15 protein-coding genes are annotated in these 18,924 nt (G+C 62.4%); 9 read left to right on the forward strand and 6 right to left on the reverse strand.

Going from position 1 to position 18,924, the window contains the following annotated elements; genetic code table 11:
• The first annotated feature begins 1 nt into the window (after position 1).
• Genes PW947_RS15345 through PW947_RS15355 form a run of 3 tightly spaced genes read left to right on the forward strand, consistent with a single transcriptional unit; the run spans position 2 to position 3,204 of the window.
• On the forward strand, positions 2-1,066 hold the full coding sequence (locus PW947_RS15345; protein WP_299633183.1) for an ABC transporter substrate-binding protein: 1,065 nt from the start codon (positions 2-4) through the stop codon (positions 1,064-1,066).
• A 47-nt stretch (positions 1,067-1,113) separates the two neighbouring features.
• Positions 1,114-2,358, forward strand: a complete 1,245-nt coding sequence (locus PW947_RS15350; RefSeq protein WP_299633325.1) for an ABC transporter permease — start codon at positions 1,114-1,116, stop codon at positions 2,356-2,358.
• Between the two features lie 39 nt (positions 2,359-2,397).
• Positions 2,398-3,204, forward strand: coding sequence for an ABC transporter permease (locus PW947_RS15355; RefSeq protein ID WP_299633326.1), 807 nt, complete (start codon positions 2,398-2,400; stop codon positions 3,202-3,204).
• Positions 3,205-3,207: 3 nt separating this feature from the next.
• Here the strand turns inward: PW947_RS15355 and PW947_RS15360 are convergent, their stop codons facing one another.
• The gene (locus tag PW947_RS15360) at positions 3,208-4,215 is read right to left on the reverse strand and encodes a LysR family transcriptional regulator (protein ID WP_299633184.1); all 1,008 of its coding nucleotides are present in this window, start codon (positions 4,213-4,215) and stop codon (positions 3,208-3,210) included.
• A 249-nt stretch (positions 4,216-4,464) separates the two neighbouring features.
• Between PW947_RS15360 and PW947_RS15365 the strand changes: the two genes are divergently transcribed.
• Both PW947_RS15365 and PW947_RS15370 read left to right on the forward strand, forming a co-directional pair.
• On the forward strand, positions 4,465-6,678 hold the full coding sequence (locus PW947_RS15365) for an FUSC family protein (RefSeq protein WP_299633185.1): 2,214 nt from the start codon (positions 4,465-4,467) through the stop codon (positions 6,676-6,678).
• Between the two features lie 181 nt (positions 6,679-6,859).
• Positions 6,860-8,356: a succinate CoA transferase gene (locus tag PW947_RS15370; protein ID WP_299633186.1), complete on the forward strand. Its 1,497-nt coding sequence runs from the start codon at positions 6,860-6,862 to the stop codon at positions 8,354-8,356.
• Positions 8,357-8,400: 44 nt separating this feature from the next.
• Here the strand turns inward: PW947_RS15370 and PW947_RS15375 are convergent, their stop codons facing one another.
• The 4 genes from PW947_RS15375 to PW947_RS15390 form a co-directional block, all read right to left on the reverse strand.
• Positions 8,401-8,922: a hypothetical protein gene (locus PW947_RS15375; RefSeq protein ID WP_299633187.1), complete on the reverse strand. Its 522-nt coding sequence runs from the start codon at positions 8,920-8,922 to the stop codon at positions 8,401-8,403.
• Positions 8,923-8,952: 30 nt separating this feature from the next.
• Positions 8,953-10,215, reverse strand: coding sequence for a hypothetical protein (locus tag PW947_RS15380; protein WP_299633188.1), 1,263 nt, complete (start codon positions 10,213-10,215; stop codon positions 8,953-8,955).
• A gap of 100 nt (positions 10,216-10,315) precedes the next feature.
• Positions 10,316-10,498, reverse strand: a complete 183-nt coding sequence (locus PW947_RS15385) for a hypothetical protein (protein WP_299633189.1) — start codon at positions 10,496-10,498, stop codon at positions 10,316-10,318.
• A gap of 374 nt (positions 10,499-10,872) precedes the next feature.
• Entirely contained in the window at positions 10,873-11,151 is a 279-nt protein-coding gene (locus PW947_RS15390) for a DUF4148 domain-containing protein (protein ID WP_299633190.1), read from the reverse strand.
• A gap of 277 nt (positions 11,152-11,428) precedes the next feature.
• Here PW947_RS15390 and PW947_RS15395 point away from each other — a divergent pair, with 277 nt between their 5' ends.
• From PW947_RS15395 to PW947_RS15410, 4 genes are all read left to right on the forward strand, one after another.
• Complete coding sequence (locus PW947_RS15395; RefSeq protein ID WP_299633191.1) at positions 11,429-12,946, forward strand: ATPase domain-containing protein; 1,518 nt, start codon at positions 11,429-11,431, stop codon at positions 12,944-12,946.
• A 2-nt stretch (positions 12,947-12,948) separates the two neighbouring features.
• A complete protein-coding gene (locus PW947_RS15400) occupies positions 12,949-14,640 on the forward strand; it encodes an ATP-binding protein (RefSeq protein WP_299633192.1) in 1,692 nt (563 codons plus the stop codon).
• Between the two features lie 97 nt (positions 14,641-14,737).
• Positions 14,738-16,090: an ATP-binding protein gene (locus tag PW947_RS15405; protein WP_299633193.1), complete on the forward strand. Its 1,353-nt coding sequence runs from the start codon at positions 14,738-14,740 to the stop codon at positions 16,088-16,090.
• Positions 16,087-18,018: a response regulator gene (locus tag PW947_RS15410; protein WP_299633194.1), complete on the forward strand. Its 1,932-nt coding sequence runs from the start codon at positions 16,087-16,089 to the stop codon at positions 18,016-18,018. Before PW947_RS15405 ends, PW947_RS15410 begins: the two co-directional genes overlap by 4 nt.
• Positions 18,019-18,051: 33 nt before the next feature.
• Here PW947_RS15410 and PW947_RS15415 read toward each other — a convergent pair whose 3' ends face one another.
• Positions 18,052-18,849, reverse strand: coding sequence for a CerR family C-terminal domain-containing protein (locus PW947_RS15415; RefSeq protein ID WP_299633195.1), 798 nt, complete (start codon positions 18,847-18,849; stop codon positions 18,052-18,054).
• Positions 18,850-18,924: the final 75 nt, after the last annotated feature.

Below are 18,924 nucleotides of genomic sequence, written 5' to 3' on the forward strand. Positions count from 1 at the left end.
CATGCACGCCACTCGCTCAGCCTTCCGGTCTGGCCGCCTCGCCGTCGCCACTTTTGCCGTGCTCGCATTGTTCTCGGCGGCTGCCGATGCCGCTGAAACGCTGTCGGTCGTTACCTTTGGCGGCGCCTATGAAAACGCTGCAAAGAAGGCCTATTTCGAGCCGTTTACCGCGAAGACCGGCATTGACTTCGCAACCGAGTCGTACGACGGCGGGCTCGCCAAACTGTCGGCGATGGAACAGGCGAAGAACCCGACATGGGATCTGATCGACCTCGAAACCAACGATGCGATTACCGCATGCGACGAAGGTCTTCTGCAAAAGTTCGACAAGAAGACGCTCGGCAAGACCAGCGATTTCCTGCCGGGCTCGATCCTGGATTGCTCGGTGGCGGCGATGGTGTGGTCCACGGTTTATGCGTATGACACGACCAAACTGAAAACCGCGCCCACGTCGATCAACGACTTCTTCGATCTGAAGAAATACCCGGGCAAACGCGGCCTTCGCAAATCGCCGAAGGTGTCGATGGAATGGGCGCTGATTGCCGACGGCGTCGCACCGAAGGACGTCTACAAGGTGCTCGCAACGCCTGCCGGCGTCGATCGGGCGTTCAAGAAACTCGACACGATCAAGTCGAGCATCGTGTGGTGGGAGGCCGGGGCGCAAGCGCCGCAGTTGCTCGCCGATGGCGCAGTCGTGATGACGCAGGCCTACAACGGCCGCATCGACGATGCCGCGCATAAGGACAAGAAGCCGTTCAAGTCGGTGTGGGATGCACAGGTCTACGACTACGAATGGTGGGGCATTCCGGCCGGTGCGAAGCATGCGGATGCCGCTGCGAAGTTCATCGTTTCCGCATCGCAGCCGCAGAGTTACGCCGATTTGACCAGGTACATCGCCTATGCGCCGCCGCGCAAGGACGCAATTCCGCTGATCGACAAGAGCCGCCTCGGCGACCTGCCCACTGCGCCCGGCAATTTCAAGCGTGCATTGCAGATCGACGCGACGTTCTGGGCCGATAACGCCGACGCGATCAACAAGCGCTTCCAGGTGTGGCTGACGCAGTAACGGCACACGCATCTCAACCAACCGGAACGGCGACGTTGAACACTCCAATGCGCACGCTGCCGTCCAACGAAACGCCGTCGGGTTTCGCTGGACGCGCGGCATTTCGTAAAGCACGCCAGCGGGCGTCGGCGCGCGCATTTCTACTCGCGTTTCCGCTGCTGGTGTTTTTGCTGGCGACCTTTATCGCACCGATTGCCATCCTGCTCGCGCGCAGCGTCCAGAACCCGGAAGTGCCCGCAAGCATGCCGGAATTGACGCATGCGCTACGCGCATGGGACGGTAACGGCGTGCCGGGCGAGGGCGCTTTTGCCGCATTGGCGAGCGGACTGGTTCAGGCGTCGCAGTCAGGTCAACTCGGCACGGTCGCGCGTCGACTGAATTTCTATCAACCGGAGTTTCGCAGCCTGTTGATGAAGACCGCGCGTACCGTGCGATCGCAAACGCCTGCGGCATGGAAGCCTGCATTGATCGAGCTCGATCCGCGTTGGGGCGAGAGCGATACATGGCGCTTCCTGAAGCGCGCCGCAACATCGCCGACGCCCGACTACCTGTTGAACGCCGTCGATGCGCAGGTCTCGCCCGATGGCACGATCGCACCGGTTGCGGCGGATAGCGCGGTGTATCGCGCAGCGTTTTCACGCACGGTGTGGATCGGCGCGACAGTGACGCTGGTGTGCCTGGTGCTCGGTTATCCGGTGGCGTATCTGCTCGCGAACCTGCCCGCGAAGCAGAGCAACCGCCTGATGCTGTTCGTGATCGTGCCGTTCTGGACTTCGCTGCTGGTGCGCACGACGTCGTGGTACGTGCTGCTGCAACCGGCCGGCGTGGTGAACAGCACACTGGGGCGGCTCGGTCTTGCGAGCCACCCGTTGCCGCTGATTTTCAATCGCACCGGCGTGCTGATCGGCATGACGCACATCTTGCTGCCGTACATGGTTCTCGCGATTTACTCGGTGATGAAGAGTGTCTCGCCAGTGTATGTGCGCGCGGCGCAATCGCTCGGCGCGCATCCGGTGGTCGCGTTCGTGCGCGTCTATATTCCGCAGACGCTGCCGGGCGTCGGCGCAGGCTGCTTTCTGGTGTTCGTGCTCGCGTTGGGTTACTACATCACGCCCGCGCTGCTGGGCGGTGCGGGTGACGAAATGATCAGCCAGTTGATCGCGTCGCAAACCAACGAGCAATTGAACTGGGGGCTCGCCGGTGCTTTGTCCGCGTACCTCGTGATTTTCACGGCGGTATTTTATTTTCTGTTCAACCGCCTGGTCGGGATCGACCGGCTGCGGTTCGGTTAGACGAGGCGAGGACTTATCGTGCAGACCACTCATCGCCGGATGATGTCGGAGCGTGTCGCGGCCACGGCGATGCGCATTCACAGCGGCGTGATTTTCTTTTTTCTGGTCGCGCCGATCGTCGCCATCGTGCCGCTGTCGTTCAATTCGGGCTCGTATTTTTCGTATCCGATGGACGGCTTTTCGCTGCGCTGGTATGCGCAGGCGTTCGGCAGTCACGACTGGCAGCGCGCGTTTGCAAACAGCATCGGCATCGGCGCGGCCGCGACGCTGATTTCGACCTGTCTGGGCACGCTTGCCGCGCTCGGGCTCAGTCGCGCGAGCTTTCCGTTTCGCGCGATCATCATGCCGCTTCTGATCTCGCCGATGATCATTCCCATCGTCGTGGTCGCGGCCGGTTTCTACCTGATTTTCGCGCCGCTCGGGCTCGTGAATTCGTATGCGGGCGTAGTGCTCGCGCACGCGGCGCTCGGGACGCCGTTCGTCGTGATTACGGTAACGGCGTCGCTGCTGTCGTTCGACCAGAGCCTGTTGCGTGCGGCAGCCGGTCTCGGCGCGCCGCCGTGGGTCACCTTTCGGCGGGTGACCTTGCCGCTGATCACGCCCGCCGTTGCAACCGGCAGCGTGTTCGCGTTCGCCACCTCGTTCGACGAAGTGATCGTGATCCTGTTTATCGGCGGACCGGATCAACGCACGGTGCCGCGACAGATGTGGAGCGGAATTCGCGACCAGATCGACCCGTCGATTCTCGCGGTCGCAACGATCCTGATCGTATTCGCGGTGGCGCTGTTCAGCGCGATGAACTGGCTGCGCGGACGGGCGGCCGCTGGCGCCGCCCGCGAAGCCTGACGGCTAGATTGCCAGTTCCGTTGCCGCCGACGCCGCAGCGAAGGCCTGCGGACCATCCATTCCCAAAATGCATGGCAACGCCGCATCGACGCTGGCGAGCGTCGCTTCGTCACGCGTAATCAACTGCGGCAGGCGCGTGCGCAGAAAATCGATCCACGTACGGGTTTTCGCATCCACGAAACGCCGGGATGCGTAAAGCGCCCAGATATTCGTCTTTTGCAGCGTGTGTTGCGGCAACACCCGCACCAGCGAACCATCCTTCAAACCGGCAACGGCGGCATAGAGCGGCAACATGCCGATGCCCAGCCCTTCGCGAATTGCCACCGCCAGCGATTCGGCGATATTCACCTGAACCGGTCCCGTGATCGGCAGCGTCTGGATTCCGTCCGGTCCTTCGAGCGTCCATTCATCGGCCGGAAACGCGGGCATCTGCAGACGCAGGCACTCGTGTACCGCGAGATCGGCGGGCGTTTGCGGTGCACCGCGCTGGCGGATGTACTCGGGCGACGCGCACAAAATGCTGAACGTCGTGCCAAGCCGGTGCGACACCATCTCCGAATCGGGCAGCGAAGCCGCCGATACGATCGCCACGTCGCTGCTGCCTTCGAACAGATCGGGCATGCGCTGCGACAGCGTCAGATTCACGGAGACATCCGGGAAGTTGCGCCGGTATTCCGCGATCGCAGGCAGTATGTAATGTTGGCCGATGCTCGCGAAGCTGAACATGCGCAACGTGCCGGTGGGATGCTCGTGCGCGCAACTCGCTTCTTCTTCGGCGCTGTCGAGGTCGGCGAGGATTTGCAGGCAACGTGTCAGGTATCGCTCGCCGGCGGACGTCAACGAAAGGCGGCGCGTGGACCGCGTCAGCAGGCGTGTACGAAGGTGCGTTTCGAGTTCCGTCACGGCGCGGGACATCGCCCCGGTGCTCGAATTCAGGCTGTCGGCGGCTGCGGTAAAGCTGCCGCACTCCACCACGCGGGCAAAGACCCGCATGTTCTGTAACGTATCCATCAAAAACCAGTGCCTTCGGGGGGAAGCAGCATTGTCCGCCTCTTGCAAGCCTTGATTGTTGTCAAATCAGGAAAGAATGCTTCCAGGAACGGCACTTAATCTTGATCGTCGTCGCGTCCAGAATCGGCGCCTTGCCGTGGCAGTCAGGCATTCGCATGCGTCCGACGCATGCCTGAATACCGACCATGCGCTACACGCATGCAAGCCGCCGGCACCCCGACAATACGCGCCGCGAGGCAGATTACGGTCATGAACGATGGACATGCGATGACGAAACAGGCCACGGCAGCCTTGCCGGCCTGGAGCGTTCGTATGCGGGCGGCGGCGGGCGACCTTGGACGCCACTGGTTGTCCACCGACGGCGCGCTGTGGCTACACATCCTGAAGACGATCACGGCCGTTCTGCTCGCAATGAGCATGTCGATGCTGCTCGATCTGTCGCAGCCACGTATTGCGATGATTACCGCCGTCGTGCTGATGCAACCGCTGGCCGGGATGGTGCTCGCGAAGAGCCTGTACCGGCTGGCCGGCACCGCGCTCGGGATGGTGGCCGCCGTCGTGCTCGGCGCGCTGTTCGTGCAGGAGCCTGGCCTGTATCTCGCCGGATTGACCGTATGGGTTGCCGGTTGTACGGCGCTGGCGGTGCGTTACCGTCAATTCCGCTGGTACGGTTTCGTGCTCGCCGGCTACACGGCTGCGCTGATCGGCGTGCCGCTCGTCGAACATCCCCACGATCTGCTGCTCGCCGCGCTGAACCGCGCGGCCGAAGTCACGCTCGGCATTATCTGTTCGAGTGCCGTCAGCGCGCTATTGATGCCGATGCGCGCGACCGACACGCTCGCGCATGCGCTGCTGCGTCGCGAGAAAACCTTTCGTGCGCTCGCGGCCAGCGTGCTCGAACGGCGTGTCGAGCGGCATGGTTTCGAGCGGCGTTTCGCGGAGCTGGTCGACGATATCGTCGGGCTCGAAGCGGCACGCAAATTCGTCGCTTACGAAGCGGCGGCGAAGCGCGATCAGACGCGCCGGCTCGCGCGGCTCAACAGCGAATTCATGGATGCATGCGCGCGTCTGCATGCAATGCATCAACTGTTGAGGCGACTGGGCATCGGCGACAGTCACCATGTCATCGACGCGCTCACGCCGCATCTGACCGAACTTGCCGGTTTGCTGACCGCGCTCGATACCGCCGACAATCCCGCGCTCGCAAAGGACGCCGCTTCTTTTGCCGCGCATCTGCGCCATTTTCAGCGCCACCTGACAACACAACTGCAAGCGGACCGCTATGCGCTCGACGGCAATCCGCCGTCGTTGCTGGCCGATTTCGACACGGCGAGCGAACTGCTCAGCCGCTTCGTCGACGATTTGATCCGTCATGCCGCAACGCTCGCCGCATGGCGCGACGACAAACCGCATTCGCAATCCGACCGTATTCCGGCGCGATACGAGAACCGCACGCAAGGCATCGTCGTCGCGGCGACCTTCGTGCGCACTGCGGCGATCGTGGCCAGCGTGGGCTGGTTCTGGATCGCGACCGCATGGACCAGCGGTGGCATGGCGGTGATCGCGACCACGCTGACCTGCGGTCTCTGTTCGACCTCCGCGCGACCTGCGCAACTCGCCGCGCAAATGGCTGCCGGGGCCGCGTTATCGGTTGCGGTAGCCTATCTGCTGCTGTGCCGCGTGTACCCCGCAATCGACGGCTTGCCGCTGTTGTGCGCGGTGCTTGCGCCGTTGATCGGCGTTGGCGTGTTTATCGGTTCGCGTCGTCATGCAGCCGGCTACGGCACCGGTTTTCTGGTCTTTTTATGTCTGCTGGCCGGGCCCGACAACGTGATCGCGTACACGCCCGACACGCTGATCAACAACGGCGTGGCCGTGATTGCCGCAATGGCCGTCACCGCAATCGGGCTCGCCGTCGTGTTGCCGCCGCAAACGCCGTGGCTCGTGCGGCGCACGCTTCGCACCTTGCGCGGACAGATCGCGCTGGCCTGTACCGGACCGCTCGACCGCCTGAACCAGCGGTTTCATTCGAGCACGCACGACCTGATGTTCCAGTTGCGCGCGCTGCTGTCGGCGCGCTCGCGCAAGCATCGCGACGCGGTGCGCTGGACGCTGGCGACGCTCGAAATCGGCCACGCGATGATCGATCTGCGCGAAGCGCTGGCCCGTGTGCACGCCGACGGCGACACGCACGATCCGATGGCGACGGTCGTGGCGCGCCTCGCGCTTGCGGTTGTGGCGCTGTTCCGGGAGCCGGGCGAACTGAGCGCGCTCGATGCAATCGACGCCGTGAATCGCGCACTCGACGCCGCGCATGCATACGTGCCACTCGAAACACGGCAACACTCGAAGCGTCATCTGCAGCGCGATATGAGACGCATCGTGACGTCGTTGCACTTTATCCGCGCCGCGTTGCTCGATCGTGACGCGCCGTTTAGCCAGAACCGTCGCACGTTCCGGTGACGCATGCGCTGAACGCATGGGTGATCGTTCCTCCGGTTGAAATTCAGCTTTGACGAAGCAGGGATTTATCCGGCGAGCGTCGGAATTTATAGTGAATCTGCGTCGTGCGAGGACGACCGAAAAATCAACTACACAACCACAACGAGATTGGCCCGCCAGCGCGGGTCGCAGGAGCATGTCAATGTATGAAGATCGTATCCGGTGCCGTGCGTTGCACGACAGAATCATGTCTGCCGACGCCGCGGCGTTGCTGTTCCGTGACGGGATGATCGTCGGCGCGAGCGGCTTCACGCGGGCGGGCGATTCGAAGGCCGTGCCCGCCGCGCTCGCCGAGCGCGCCGTGGCCGGAGGCGAACCGTTGCGCATCACGTTGATCACCGGCGCATCGCTCGGTCACGACACCGATCGCAAGCTGACCGAAGCCGGCGCGCTCGCGCGGCGCATGCCGTTCCAGGTGGACGGCACGTTGCGACGCGCGATCAATAACGGCAGCGTGATGTTCGTCGATCAGCATCTGTCCGAGACGGTCGAACTGTTGCGCGCGAACCGGCTCGGCCGGATGGACGTGGCGATAATCGAAGCCTGCGCGATCACCGAAAGCGGGGCGATCGTGCCGACTACTTCGATTGGTAACGCGGCCGATTTCGTGCTCGCGGCGGACAAGGTGATCGTCGAACTGAACCTTGCGCAACCGGCGGATCTGGAAGGCTTGCACGACATCTGGACACCGGCGCAGCGGCCGATGCGCGAACCGTTGCCGATCACCCGTGTCGATCAACGTGTCGGCGTCTCTGCGATTCCGGTGCCGCTCGACAAGATCGCGGCGATCGTCGTCACGGATATGCCGGACAGTCCTTCGACTGTGCAGCAACCGGATGCGGATACAGCGGCGATTGCGGGTCATCTGATCGAATTTTTCCAGCATGAAGTGTCGCGCGGGCGCTTGCCGAAAGTGTTGCCGCCTCTGCAGGCAGGCATCGGCACCATCGCGAACGCGGTGTTGTCGGGCTTTGCCGCGTCGCCGTTCGAGGCGTTGACGATCTACTCGGAAGTGCTTCAGGACTCGACGTTCGAACTGATGGATTCGGGCAAGGTGAGCTTTGCGTCCGGCGCGTCGATCACACTGTCCGACCCGTGGCAGCGCAAGGTGTTCGGCGACCTGTCGCGCTATCGTGACCGGCTGGTGTTGCGGCCTCAGGAGGTCAGCAATCATCCGGAAGTGATTCGTCGTATGGGGCTGATTGCCATCAACACCGCGCTTGAGGTCGATATCTACGGCAACGTGAACTCGACGCATGTGGGCGGCACGCACATGATGAATGGGATCGGCGGATCGGGCGATTTCGCGCGCAATGCGTCGTACGCGATCTTCGCGACGAAATCGGTTGCGAAGGGCGGGGCGATTTCGAGCGTCGTGCCGATGGTGCCGCACTGCGACCACAACGAGCACGACGTCGATGTGATCGTGACCGAGCAGGGGCTGGCGAACCTGACCGGACTCGCACCCCGGGAACGCGTCGCGCTGGTGATCGAACACTGTGCGCATCCTTCGTACCGCGACTATCTGCGCGACTACGCAAAAGAAGCGCTGCAAGGCGGCGGACAAACGCCGCACGTGCTGCGCCGCGCGTTCGAGATGCATCTGAAACTCGCCAGCGATGGCACGATGGTGATGTAACGCGCGAGGTCGCGTGGTCGCGTTGCCGTGCAGACGGCCGGGTGTCAGCCCTCCCGGCCGGTGCCGATCAACGCGATATCGTCGAGGCTCAAACCCATTTCGTCGTGCAGAAAGCGCACCATCGTCCAGTGCGGCAGCGCGTGTTCGCCGAACGCGCCGAAGGTGTCGCGATACAGCGGCAGCCAGCGCAACGCTTGCTCGATCACCTGCGCGCGACCCGGCGCCTGCCGGTAGTGCGCGTACGGCATGCTGCGATGTTCGATAAAGAAACGGCCGGGCAGCGCCGCTTCGCAGAGGGTCCGGTATTCGCGCGTTTGCAGGATCAGGTAATGCCAGATTTCATCGATGGGTTGCTCGACGGGAAGGAATAGCCCGGCCAGCCGATCCGGATAGGTCGACACCAGATACAGATAGCGCAGACATTCGACGACCTGATTGTCGACATACGGCACGGGCAAACCGGTTCGGCGCACGAAATGCCGAACCGTTTCGCCGTACAGCGGTTCACCGGGCAACGCTTTTAAATCGGCGATTGAAACCGGTGCAGATACGCGATTATTTGTCACGATATGCTCCCGAATCCTGAAGCGAAAGCGTCAGGTGTGAATGGGTGCATCTGCCATTTTCAGCAGCCATGCATATTTGCCCGATTTTCCAATTGGAATGTGCAAGCGATGGTAAACGCCGACGTGCAGACCCGTCCGCCTGAGAATATCGTGCGACAACTGGGCGGCGGTGGATAATGGTAGCGGGTTGTCGTCGAACGTGGTGTAGTGCAATTCACCACACTGGGCGTGACTGGTGCGAAGCTGATACACGAATATCTGGCGTGACGCATTGCTTATCAGTTCATCGAAATCAGATTGCGCGACGATTCCGGAGGGCGCTTCGAGCATTTCTTTTTCGCGACCGCAAAAGCGGATTATTTTGGCAGGGTCGGGCGAGCCGTCGATGGTCTTGGCGCAATCGCCGGAGCGATAGCGAATAAGCGGCATATAGGGGTTGCGGATGCTCGATACAATGAGGCTGTATATTCCGCTCCCGGAATCGAACGGAATGAGTTCGACCTGCATTTTGTCGAGATACGGTTTATAGCACCCTTGCTGGTCGCCGTAATAGAGATAACCCAATTCCGTGCTGCCGAATAGCTCGACAATCGGACAATCGAACCGCTTTTGCAAAAACCGTTTGACGTTGTCCGGCGTGTATTCGTAAGCGTGAATTATGCTCGCGGGCTTTGGAAAATCGTTCGTCAAACCGAATTCGTCTAATTTCCGGACGAAATGGGCCAGATGGTAACTGGCGCAATCCAGGTGATAGAAACCCTGAGGATGTCCGTCACGGGCGGTTTCGATATCGTCGAGCATCTGGGCGATTTCAGAACGCGTCCAGCACGCAGGGTCCAGCCGCTGGTTCAGATAAAGCGTGCGCGCATCGAGCCTGCGCGGGTCGGCCTGTGATGATTCGCGACCTTGCACGCCATGCTTTCCGGCGTTGACCCGCGCGACATGCTCGGTTGCCAGTACCGTGGTCAATGACACCCGCTGGCATTCCTCGCGCCAGGTGAAACCAATGTCCGGATGCGCGCGCCATAACCGGTAATAAGAATTCAACAGAAAGTAGGGTGGCCGGATAATCTGCATTCGCGCGTGGTGCGTGCCGGTGGACAGCACGAATTCTGCGGCGCCAATTTCAATCGCTTGCGCCAGATGTGGCGTCATCCAGCTATCAGGAAAATCTCGTGCAATGTCGTGTTTGTCGATGATCGGAAAGAAGTTTTTTTCGATCGAATCCCGGTAGATTGGAATATCCCTGACGTGCTCGATCATGTCGGCAGTGGGTTGATTATCGATGTTCATGGTAATAAATCACCCGCGTTAGCATGCATTCATTCACCTGAATTAACCTGAAAGTCAGGCGGCAATGAAGCGCCGCCTGACGTTTTCATCGACGTGTCGATCAGCTAATGCAGCCCGCTTTCACAACTGGATAATTCCGCGCAATCGAGATACAGCCTTCCTTGACGACGGAAATGCATCCGTCTTTGGTATCTGAAATACAACCAGCGCCTGCCGATGAATTGGCTGCGATCCATTTGTCCCAGAAAAGATCTTCCGCGATTCGACTGGCCAGAGTGTCCATTTCGCATCTCCACGTTGAAAGGAATCTGTTAGTGATTCGCTAGGTGGATAAGTTCCAGATAATCGTGCGGGATTTTATTTTGATATGCGTCGGCGTTCCCCATGGTGTTGTGGGGATTATTAAATAATGTTTCTTGTGGGCGCCGATGCGAGAAACGAGGTAGGCTTTTATTGCAAAGGCGCAGCGTGGCGCGATTTTCGATAAAGCGGAAATTCGATCACCCGTCGAGCGTTGCACTCGTGGATTCATCAAACGGTTGCCGCCCCGTCATCGACGACAGGGGCGACGCTTGCCGGCTATCCGGAATGCGGGCGCATTACGCCACCACAGGTAATCTGCATCGCCGCATATCCGGAGGGCGACAGGCACAACGATCAGTCGTGCGTGATCGCGCGCGTGCCCGCTTCGGCGCTACCGGCCGCGCCCGAGCCATAAGCCGCTGCGCGACGCGCCGCGAGCTTCTCCTGCGCAGCCTGAATCGCCTCGGGATAGTGCACGTCGTCGTCACCCACGTGATACCCGACGCTCGCCAGCTCCGCCAACTCCGCCTTCACCTGCGCGCGCGTCACGCCCGTGCCGGATTGCTGCGCGAAAGAAACCGAGGGAACCATCAGAACCGAACCGACCAGTGCTGCAAAAACGAGAGATTTCATGATCTTATGACCTTCAAAGTGACAGTGCACCCGCTTCGAAAAAGCCTTGTGTGAAGCAGGTGAGAACAGTCTAAGGTCGCGATCCGCCGGGGCTAAGAGGGTTGTCAGGAAGGCTGCGTTGCAGATCGAACGGGAATCGCCTGAACAAACGGGCGGCGTCGCAAACCGGCATTGCGCCCTTGGCACGCGGATTGCATCCACCCACGGCGCGATGCTTCATGCTCACGCTGGATTGCCCTGATAACAACCGATCGACCTGACCGCACCACCTGTTTTCATGCCAGAAAAATCACTGCCAGTTACAACGCCACGCCTTTCATCCGGGATCGAAGGCATCGACGACATCCTCGGCGGCGGCCTCACGCCGAGTCGGCTCTACCTCGCGGAAGGCGCACCGGGCACGGGTAAAACCACCCTCGCGTTGCAATTTTTACTTGAAGGCGTCGCTCACGACGAGCGCTGCCTTTACATCACGCTGTCCGAAACGGGCGCCGAGTTAACGTCGGTCGCGCGGAGTCACGGCTGGGACATCAGCGGCATCACGGTGCTCGAACTGGTGTCCGACGAAGGCCTCGATCCGCACTATGCGCAGACCGTGCTGCATCCGGCCGAAGTCGAACTCGGCGAGACCGTGCGCACGGTGATCGACCAGGTCGAGCAACTGAAGCCGACGCGGATCGTTCTCGACAGCCTGTCCGAATTGCGGCTGCTGGCGCAGAATCCGTTGCGCTATCGCCGTCAGATTCTCGCGCTCAAACGCTTCTTCTCGACGCGCGACTGCACGGTGCTGATGCTCGACGACAACGCGTCGGACCCCGGCGACGTGCAACTCCACAGCATCGCGCATGGCGTGATCGCGCTCGACAACCTGGTCCACGACTACGGCGGCAACCGTCGCCGGTTGCGCATCGCGAAGATGCGCGGCATCAAGTTTCGCGAGGGCTATCACGACTTCACGCTCGACACGGGCGGCATCAAGGTCTATCCGCGCCTTGTCGCGGCCGAGCATCACATGCCGTTCGATTCGCGCGTGGTCAGCACAGGCACGGAAGGGCTCGATACCTTGCTCGGCGGCGGTTTGCTGCCCGGCACGAACGCACTGATGATCGGACCGTCGGGTGTGGGCAAGACCACCACCGTGGTGTCCTGTTTGCTGGCCGCGCTGAAACGCGGGGAACGGTGCGCGTATTTCGTGTTCGACGAAACGCTGACCACCTTGCTCGCGCGCTGCGACGCGCTTGGAATGGAACTGCGGCCGCACGTCGATAGCGGTCTGCTGACGTTGCGCCAGATCGATCCTGCTGAAATCTCGCCGGGCGAATTCGCCAGCGCGGTACGCGAAGGCGTCGAAGATCATGGCGTGCGTTATGTCGCGATCGACAGCCTCAACGCGTATCTGCACGCGATGCCCGGCGAGCGCTTCCTGTTGCTGCAAATGCACGAACTGCTCGGCTATCTGAACCAGCAGGGCGTCGTCACGATGCTGGTGCTCGGTCAGCACGGCATCATCGGCGAAGTCCATAACGATATGGACATCAGCTATCTGAGCGACGTAGTCGTGCTGTTCCGCTACTTCGAACATCATGGCGAAGTGCTGACGGCGGTCACGGCGGTCAAGAGCCGCGCCAGTGCGCACGAGCGCTCGATCCGTCAGTTCCGCCTCGGCGCCGACGGCGTCGAGGTCGGCGAAGCGTTGCGCGATTTCGAAGGCGTGCTGTCCGGCTTGCCGTCGTATCGGGGCGGGACGGCGCTGTTCGGTGCTACGGAGAGCTTCAACGACAGTCCGGCGCGCTGATCATGGAACATCGCGTCCTGATCCTGGCGCCGTTCGGCCGCGACGCCGACGTGATCGCGGAACTGCTCGCGCGCGACCGGCGCGACACGCTCGTATGCCGCGATCTGCATGCGCTCGCCGATGCACTGCCCGATGGCGCGGGATGCGCGTTGATCGCGGAAGAAGCGTTGACGGGCGGTGGCACCTCGCGACTGTTCGAGTGGCTCGGACAGCAGCCGGCATGGTCCGATTTTCCGATCGTGCTGCTGGCCGGCGCGCGTATCGCACAGCGGGGTCCGTCCACGCTCGACGCGCCCGAATGGCTCGGCAACGTGCTGGTGCTGGAGCGGCCGCTGAACTCCGACACGCTGCGCCGCGCGGTGGCGTCGTCGTTGCGGGCGCGTAATCGCCAGTACGATTCGCGTCATCATCTCGAAGAATCGCGCCGGCATCTGGCGGAACGCACGCATGCGCAAAACGCATTGGTCGAACTGAACGACTCGCTGGAAGGGCGCATCGCCGAGCGCACGCATGAATTGTCGTCGGCGAACAACCGGTTGCTGACCGAGATTCACGAGCGCGCGAAAGTGCAGGCGGTGCTGGTGCAATCGCAAAAGATGGAAGCGCTCGGGCAGTTGACGGGCGGCATCGCGCACGACTTCAACAATCTGCTGAACGTCATCATGGTCAACGCGGAGCTGATTTCGCGGGTCGCCGGCGACGATCGCGTGCGGACCATGGCGGCGACCGTCAAGCGGGCGACCGAGCGCGGCGCGAAGCTGACCGGGCAATTGCTGACGTTCTCTCGCACCAGCAATCTCGACCTCAAGGCGGTGGACGTGGTTGCGTTGCTCAAAGGCATGCGCGACATCATCACGGTGTCGCTCGGCTCGACGATCCACTACGCGAACGAGTTCGAAAGCGATCAGATGTGGACGCGCGCCGACGCGAACCAGATCGAACTGGCCATTCTCAACATGGCCATCAATGCGCGCGATGCGATGCCCACCGGCGGCCATCTGCACATTCGCGTGAAGGAGCGCGACGCGCCGGACCAGACGCTGGTGCAAGGCCGTTACGTGGTGGTCGAAGTCGCGGACACGGGCGCAGGCATTCCGGCTGATGTGGTGTCGCGCGTTTTCGATCCGTTCTTCACGACCAAACCGGTCGGCAAGGGCACCGGTCTCGGCTTGAGTCAGGTCTACGGAATTGCGCGTCAGGCGGGCGGCACCGCGCGTTTCGACAGCGCGGAAGGCGTCGGCACGACGGTCGCGCTGTGGTTGCCGCTGCGCGAGCGGGTCGAGCCGGAAGCGCAGGCGGTGTCGGATGCCGAGCAGAAGGCGACCGGCGGCAAGCGGGTGCTGGTGATCGAAGACGACCGCGAAGTGCGCGCGATGCTGGTCGAATCGTTGAAGATGCTCGGCTATGCTGTCACGGAAGCGCCCGATGGCCGCGCCGGGCTCGACCGTCTGGCGGACGACAATCCCGATTTGCTGATGGTCGATTTCGTGATGCCGGGCATGAACGGCATCGATGTGATTGCAGAAGCGCGCAAGCTGCGTCACGATCTGCCGGTGATCCTCGCAACCGGCTATGCCGATGTCGATGTGTCGAGCCTGACGTTCAGCCGCTGCACGGTGTTGCGCAAACCGTTCCAGCTCGACGAACTGGCGCGCACGGTGCGGCTCGGCCTGCTCGGTCAGGACCGGACCTAGCCGATGTTCGCGCGCACGTCGCCGAACCCGGCTTTCGTGCCCTTCGGGGCCATTTTCATCCACTGATCACCACGTAATGGCACTGCCGCTTTTCTCCATGTCCATCGACAGCGAGCACGACGTGATCGCCGCGCGCCGTCGCGCGCGCGAATTGAGCGCCGCGCTGAATTTCGCACCGCAAGACCAGACGCGCATCGCGACGTCGGTGATGGAAGTGGCGCGAATGCTTCAGATCGCGCATCGCGGCGGCCGCGTCGAATTCAGCGTGGACGACACACCCGCGCCGCAGCGGCTCGGGATCCGGCTGATCTCGCCGGTCGCGCCGTCCGCGTTGCAAGCCAACGTCGATCCCGACAACGCCCGCTCGGGGCTCGGGCTGCTCGCCGGGCAACGGCTGATGGACGCTTGCAGGCTCGTCGAGGAAGCGGGCGGCGGCGCGGCGGTGGAATTGTCGAAGACGCTGCCGGAGCGCGCAAAACCGGTCACGGCGGAGCGCGCGCTCGAATTGTCGGCGATGCTCGCACGCTCGCACGGCGAAGGCTCTTATGACGAATTGCAGCGTCAGAACCGCGAACTCGTCAACGCGCTGGGCGAATTGCGCGAGCGCCAGGAAGACCTGAGCCGCCTTACGCGCGAACTCGAGGACACCAATCGCGGCGTGGTCGCGCTGTACGCGGAACTCGAACAACGTGCCGAATATCTGCGCCGCGCCGACGAATCGAAATCGCGCTTCCTGTCGAACATGAGTCACGAGTTCCGCACGCCGCTGTCGTCGATCCGCGCGCTGTCGAACCTGCTGATCGGACGGGTGGACGGTGAACTCACCGACGAGCAGGAAAAGCAGGTCCGATTGATCCGGCAAGCGGCGCAAGACCTGTCCGATACCGTCGACGATCTGCTCGACATCGCCAAGATCGAGGCGGGGAAGATCGAGGTGCGTCCGGGCGAATTCGAAGCGGACAACCTGTTTTCGGCGCTGCGCGGGATGTTCCGCCCGTTGCTGACGAACCCGGCGGTCGATCTCGTGTTCGACGTGTCGAGCCGGATTCCGCCGGTGCGGACCGACGAAAAAATGGTCACGCAGATCATGCGCAATTTCATTTCCAACGCGCTGAAGTTCACCGTGCGCGGCGAGATTCGCGTGAGCGCGCTCTACGACGCGGAGACGAAAATGATCACGTTCGCGGTGGCCGATACTGGCATCGGGATTGCGCCCGAGCATCAGCACGTGGTGTTCGAGGAGTTCGGCCAGATTCCGAACGACCTGCAGCAGTTCGTCAAAGGCACCGGCCTCGGCTTGCCGCTGTGCAAGAAGCTGGCGGTGCTGCTGGGCGGCGACGTGACGCTGCGCAGCGAAGCGGGCCAGGGTTCGACGTTCGCGGCCACCTTGCCGTGCGTGTTTGCGGATCACGTCGCGAGTCTCGCGGCCGGCGGTAAGGCGCACCCATGATGGACTGGAGCCGCTTTCTGATCCTCAACGTCGACGACAACGAGGGCGCGCGTTATGCAAAGAGCCGCATCCTGTCGCGCGCCGGGTTTCGCGTGATCGAAGCCGCGAGCGGCGGCGCGGCGCTCGACAGCGTCCGGATGGCGTTACCCGATCTGGTCGTGCTCGACGTGAAGCTGCCCGATATCAACGGCCTCGACGTGTGCCGCCGCATCAAGTCCGCGCCGGAAACGTCAGGCACGCTGGTCGTGCAGACGTCGGCGGCGGCGGTCGAAAGTATCGACCGGGTGCGCGGCCTCGAAAACGGCGCGGATGCGTATCTGACCGAGCCGATGGAACCGGCGGAACTGATCGCGCAAGTGCATGCGTTGTTGCGCGTGCGGCTCGCGGAAACCGCATTGCGCGAAAGCGAAGAACGCTTCCGCCAGCTTGCCGAAAACATCGACGACGTGTTCTGGATGCTCGATCCCGCTACGCATTCGCTGCTGTATCTGAGCCCCGCGTACCGTCGTCTGTGGGATGCGGGCGACGCCAGCGTCGCGCCCGATCCGAAACCGGACGACGACCATTGGGTCGGACAGATTTTCGCGGAAGACAAGGCGCGCGTCGCGCATGCGTACCGGGCGCTGATCGATCACGGCACGGCCTATGAAATCGAATACCGGATCAGGCGCGCGGGCGGCGACACGCTGTGGGTCGGCGAGCGCGGCTTCCCGGTTCACGATGCGCGCGGGCGACGCTACCGCGTCGCGGGCATCGTCAACGATATCTCCGAGCGCAAGATCACCGAATTGCGTCTGCGTGAAGCGGATCGCCGCAAGGACGAATTTCTCGCGATGCTCGCGCACGAGTTGCGCAATCCGCTCGCGCCGATCCAGAGCGCGGTGGAATTGCTGCGTCCCGAACGGCGCGCCGAGACAGCGCAATTCGAAAACGCGCGCGCGATCATTGAGCGTCAGGTGCGTCATTTGAGCCGTCTGGTCGACGATCTGCTCGACGTCGCGCGAATTACGCAAGGCAAGATCACGCTGCGCCAGGAAACGGTGGAACTGTCCGGCGCAATCAAGGCGGCGATCGAAACCGCGCAACCGGCGCTGATTCGCAAGCGCCATCAACTGATGACGTCGCTGCCGCCGACATCCACGTATCTGACCGGCGACTCGGTGCGGATCGCGCAGGTGCTCGGCAATCTGCTGTCGAACGCGGCGAAATACACGCCCGAAGGCGGCGAGATCGAAGTCGATGCGCAACACGTGGACGATACGGTGCGCATCGTCGTCCGCGATAACGGCATCGGCATCGCCGCCGACGTGCTATCGACGATCTTCGAACTGTTCGTGCAATCGAAAGACTCGCTGGAACGCTCGGAAGGCGGGCTGGGAATCGGCTTGCCGCTCGCGAGAGCGTTGCTCGAACTGCATGGCGGCCATATCGAGGCGCACTCGCCGGGAGCCGGTCAGGGCAGCGAATTCGTGGTGGTGTTGCCGGTGATGCGCGGGCAACCCGCTATTGCGCCGGACGCCGTGGTGCCGGCCGTGACGGCGTCGAACGGGCTGCATCGCGTGTTGCTGGTCGACGACAACGTCGATGCGGCGCTGGCGATGTCGTTCCTGCTGGAATCGGAAGGCTTCGACGTCAAGGTCGCGCATGACGGCGTGTCGGCGCTGGAGATGGCCGCGTCGTTCGAGCCGGAAGTGCTGCTGCTCGATATCGGCTTGCCGGGCATGGACGGCTATGCGCTCGCGCGCGCGTTTCGCGAGCGTCCCGGCACCCGAAACGCGCTGATGATCGCAATCACCGGTTATGGACAGAGCGGCGACCGGGCGTCGTCGCGCGAGGCGGGGTTCGATCTGCATCTGACCAAGCCGGTCTCGTTCGACGATCTGGCCGACGCGGTCCGCCGTCACTTCGACAAGGCGAACGCGTCGTGACCGCGACGTGACGCAAAGCGAAGCGACGCCCGGTCAGTGAACGCCCGGCGGCATCGGCTTGCCGGACTGGCCCAACTGCGCGGCCGGGTATTGCGCTTCCAGCGCCGCCTGCTCGGCCATGCGCATCGTGCGCATTTCCGTCATGCCGATCAGCAAACTCACCGTCTGCTCGTTGATGATCCTCACGACCGTGTTGAGACGCTCGCGGTCGAACTTTTCCCAGCCGAGCGCTTCGCCCGCGCTGCGGCAGGTCATGTGAAACGGAAATAGCTGGCCGGTGATCGCCAGCATCCGTACGACCACTTCCGGATCGTCTGGCGGCAAGCCCATCAGGCGCGACACGAGTTCCGCGTTGACCCGACGAAGCTGTTCGCTGAACTGCTTTTTCATGACCATGAAGCTGGACTCGTGTCCGAGACCCGCCTGCTCGCGCGCCATAAAGAGTCGCCAGCTATCCGGTTCGCCCGACATCAGCAGAAACTCGGCAATCTGCGTCTGGATCGAGCAGAACGCGTGAATCAGCGCGGCGTCGCCCGCTGCCGGCTCGTCGAGCAGGGCCTGCGCGGCATCGACCGCGCCCGACATATACGCCGATACACGTCCCATGATGTGCTCGACGCACGCCAGGTAGACGCCTTCCTTGTTATCGAAGTAGTAGACCAGCGCCGGCGCGTTGACGCCCGCGCGCTCGGCGATCTCGCGCGTCGATGCGCCTTCGAAACCCTTTTCGCCGAACAGGCCGAGCGCGGCCTCGACGATCTTCGCGCGAGTCTCTTCGCCGCGCTGATATCCGCCGTCGGCCGCCGGTCGATGTCTTGGTGGGGGTGCCATCGTTGAAATTCCTGACTTTTGGGTCGTCGGTAAGAAAATGCAAAATATAACAGTTGACACAATTTTACCAACTGG

Origin of the sequence: Paraburkholderia sp., assembly GCF_028283785.1 — a bacterium.
Taxonomy (GTDB): Bacteria; Pseudomonadota; Gammaproteobacteria; order Burkholderiales; family Burkholderiaceae; genus Paraburkholderia.